4 protein-coding genes and 1 pseudogene are annotated in these 3,109 nt (G+C 74.9%); 2 read left to right on the forward strand and 3 right to left on the reverse strand.

Going from position 1 to position 3,109, the window contains the following annotated elements; all coding sequences use genetic code 11:
- Positions 1–94: pseudogene (locus ABZ641_RS30725) on the reverse strand (family 1 glycosylhydrolase); the annotation flags it as partial.
- A 63-nt stretch (positions 95–157) separates the two neighbouring features.
- Here ABZ641_RS30725 and ABZ641_RS30730 point away from each other — a divergent pair.
- On the forward strand, positions 158–394 hold the full coding sequence (locus ABZ641_RS30730; protein ID WP_359987053.1) for a hypothetical protein: 237 nt from the start codon (positions 158–160) through the stop codon (positions 392–394).
- Positions 391–1,209 carry a serine/threonine protein kinase gene (locus tag ABZ641_RS30735; protein ID WP_359987056.1) on the forward strand — a complete coding sequence of 273 codons (819 nt, stop codon included), beginning with the start codon at positions 391–393 and terminating at the stop codon, positions 1,207–1,209. Before ABZ641_RS30730 ends, ABZ641_RS30735 begins: the two co-directional genes overlap by 4 nt.
- Positions 1,210–1,236: 27 nt before the next feature.
- On the opposite strand, the gene ABZ641_RS30740 is transcribed toward ABZ641_RS30735, so the two are convergent.
- Positions 1,237–1,704, reverse strand: coding sequence for a DUF3093 family protein (locus ABZ641_RS30740; RefSeq protein WP_344624793.1), 468 nt, complete (start codon positions 1,702–1,704; stop codon positions 1,237–1,239).
- A 78-nt stretch (positions 1,705–1,782) separates the two neighbouring features.
- Positions 1,783–3,036, reverse strand: coding sequence for a hypothetical protein (locus tag ABZ641_RS30745; RefSeq protein ID WP_359987059.1), 1,254 nt, complete (start codon positions 3,034–3,036; stop codon positions 1,783–1,785).
- Positions 3,037–3,109: the final 73 nt, after the last annotated feature.

Below are 3,109 nucleotides of genomic sequence, written 5' to 3' on the forward strand. Positions count from 1 at the left end.
GCTTCATGAGGCCGATGTCCTCGCTGTAGCGGTGGTAGTGGTCGCAGGCGGTGTCGCCGTGGTCGCCGTTGTCGATCTTCCCGGGGGTGTGGGAGCGACCCTGCTGATCCCCGGCGCCGGACGCCCGGGCTCGCCGATCGGCCGCGGCTTCCTCGCCGTGCACGCCGCCGTCCTCGCGAGCGCCCGCACCCGGGGCGGCGAGGCCGCCTTCACCGTCGTCGAGGACGACGCGGACGGGGAGCCGGGCGGCCTGCAGCTCGGCCGGACCTGGTCGGGCGCCGCGGACGCGCTGCTCGGCGCCGCGATGGCCCTCGGCGCCCCGGGTCTGCCGACGCCGGAGGAGGCGGCGCTGCTCACCGCGCCCTGGCGGCTGCTGACCGGCGGCGTCCGGTGACCGGCCACCGGGTCCTCGGCCTCCGCGAGGTCACCGGGCTGGAGTCCCTGCTCGGCCACCTCGGTACGGTGTTCGCGGCCTTCCGCGCACAGGACTCCGGCTGCCACTCCTACGGGGTCGAACTCGCCTGTGGTGAGCGGTGGTTCGTCAAGGCGGCACGGACGGACGCGGCCGCTGCCGCGGTGCTCCGCGGTCGGGCCCTGCACCGGGCGGTCCGGCATCCGGCGATCGTGCCGCAGGTGCACGGATTCACCGCGGACGGGCGCCCGGCGGTCGTCCTGCCGTGGTGCCCGGGCGAGGTGCTGTACCACCCGGTGGCCGGGCGGCCCGGCGACCGGACGAGTCCCGGCAGCCCGATGGCGCGGTTCCGGGCGCTGCCGCTGCCGGAGGTCCTGACGGCGGTGGACCGGCTGCTGGACGCCCATCTCGCGGTCGAGGCCGCAGGCTTCATCGCGGTCGACCTCTACGACGGCTCGATGCTGTACGACTTCGCGGCCCGTACCCTGCGGCTGGTCGACCTGGACGAGTACCGACCCGGGCCCTTCGTCCTGACGGAGGACCGGTTGCCGGGCTCGCGCCGCTACCTGGCACCGGAGCAGTGCACCCGGGAAGCCGTGGTCGACACCCGGTCGACGGTGTTCACCCTGGGCAGGGCCGCCCGCCTGCTGCTGGACGCCGGCGACGAGGAACGCGCCTGGCGCGGCGGTCCGGCCGGTCTCGCGGTGATCGCCCGGGCCACCGACCCCGATCCGGCCGGGCGCCACCCGACCGTCGCCGCCCTCGCCGCCGACTGGCGTGCCGCCGGGAGCCGTTGAGACCCCCGGCGCAGGGCCGTGCGCGGATCAGGCCGCGGTGTGCAGGCCGTACCGGGTGCGGGCGTCGGCGAGAACGCCGGCCAGTTCGGCCGGGCGGCGGGTGGAGAGATAGACGAACGGGCAGAGCAGGGTCGGCTCGACGATGTCGACCCGGACGGCCTGCGGCAGGAACCCGCGCATCAGCAGCCGGGCCCGCGGACCGGCCCGCCGGGTGCGCCAGGCCAGCGCCTCGGTCTCGTCGAGGATCTCGATCCCGCCGAAGTGCTCGGCCCGCAGCACGATCTGCCCGGCCACCAGCACACCGTCGCAGACCCGGATGCGCACCGCCCCGTAGCCGCGCAGCACCGAGGCCGTGACCGCCAGCAGCAGGGCGCCGGCGGCCACCGCGGGCATCGGTCCGAGCGGGAGCAGCGCCGCGGCCAGCCCGGCGGCGGAGGCCGCGGCGGCCAGCCACCAGCGCACCGGAACGGAGAGCCGTTCGTCGTAGATCACCACGATGCCGATGCTGCCACGTCCTTACGGTCCGCCGGGCGGCGGCAGGTCGGGGCGGGACGAGCTGCGGTGCACCACTGCTCAGCTCGGGGCGAGTCCGTGGAGGACGGGACCGGCGTGCGCCCCCGTGGCGAGGTTGACGACCAGTCCTCCGCCGTCGGCGGGGGTGGCGCGTACGTAGGCGCCGCCGTAGCCGTTGACCACGGTGAACACCCCCCACAGCGGTGTCCAGGGGCGGAGTTCGCCGTTGTCGTCCGCGAAGAGCTCGACGGAGGGCCGGACCCGCCGCTGGAGGATGTACGGGCGGTCGAGCGCCGCGTGGATGCGCGTGCTCCACTCCTGTGCGGTCAGGCCCGGTGTCCAGCCGGGCAGCACGCCGGTGCCGCCGGCCAGCGAGGTGGGCTTGAGCACCAGGTCGTGCTGGTGGGCCAGGGCGTACTCGACGAGGTCGACGGACTCCCCGTCCTCCAGGGTGACCGGGCCCGGACGGACCATCCGCGTCCAGGTGAGGATCCGGTCGAGGCCCGCCAGCACGTCGGCGCCGAACAGCCGCCGGTTCCGCTCGTCGGAGAGCAGGGCGAGGGCGCCCTTGCTGGCGTACACGGCCGAGTCCAGCGGTGTGAAGATCCGGACCTCGCCGCGGTCGGCGGCGTCGAGGATCGGGTCGACCAGGCGCAGGGACTCCGGCGACTTGAGCAGGTCGCCGATCAGGAACACCCGGAAGACGATGTCGACGGGCCGCTCCCCCAGCCACACCCGGCCGTCCCGCGCCTCCAGCTGCCCGACGTGGCAGGGGTACGCCTCCAGCCCGTACTCGCCCCAGCGTTCGCAGAGCGCCTCCATGTAGGGGAGCATCCGCCCGTACGCGTCCGGCCAGTCGGTCAGCGCGACCACGGGGTCGTCCCCGGAGCCGTAGCCGCTCTCCACCACGATGTTCTCGACCTGTTCGCGGAGCGAGTCCACGAAGCCGAGCTTGTGGCGTTCGGCGAAGTCCGCGAGGTGCGGGCGGGCGAGCAGCTCCCGGCACATGTCGGGGTTGTCCATCCCGCCGACGGCGCTGCCGATGTTGAGTTCGAGCAGCTTGAAGCCGGTGTCGTCGGCGTAGAGGTCGGCCCGGGTCTGCCGGCTCACGGTCGCGCCGCGGCCGCGCATCACGGCGGAGACCTGGACGTCGGTCAGCCCGACGGCCCGGGCGAACGCCTCGAAGTCGCCGCCGAAGAGCAGGTCGGGGAGGGCCGCCAGGGCGGTGCGCAGGTTCTCCAGGTCGGCGTGGAGCTGCACCTGTTCGGCGTGGCCGAGGAACAGCGGCCGGGACAGGTACCTGCCCTCGTACATTCCGTCGAGGAACGCTGAGCCGACCGGGCCGACCGGGCCCGCCGGGCCCGCCGGGCCGGCCGTCCGGGCGTCG

This window comes from Kitasatospora sp. NPDC007106 (assembly GCF_040634455.1).
Taxonomy (GTDB): Bacteria; Actinomycetota; Actinomycetes; order Streptomycetales; family Streptomycetaceae; genus Kitasatospora; species Kitasatospora arboriphila.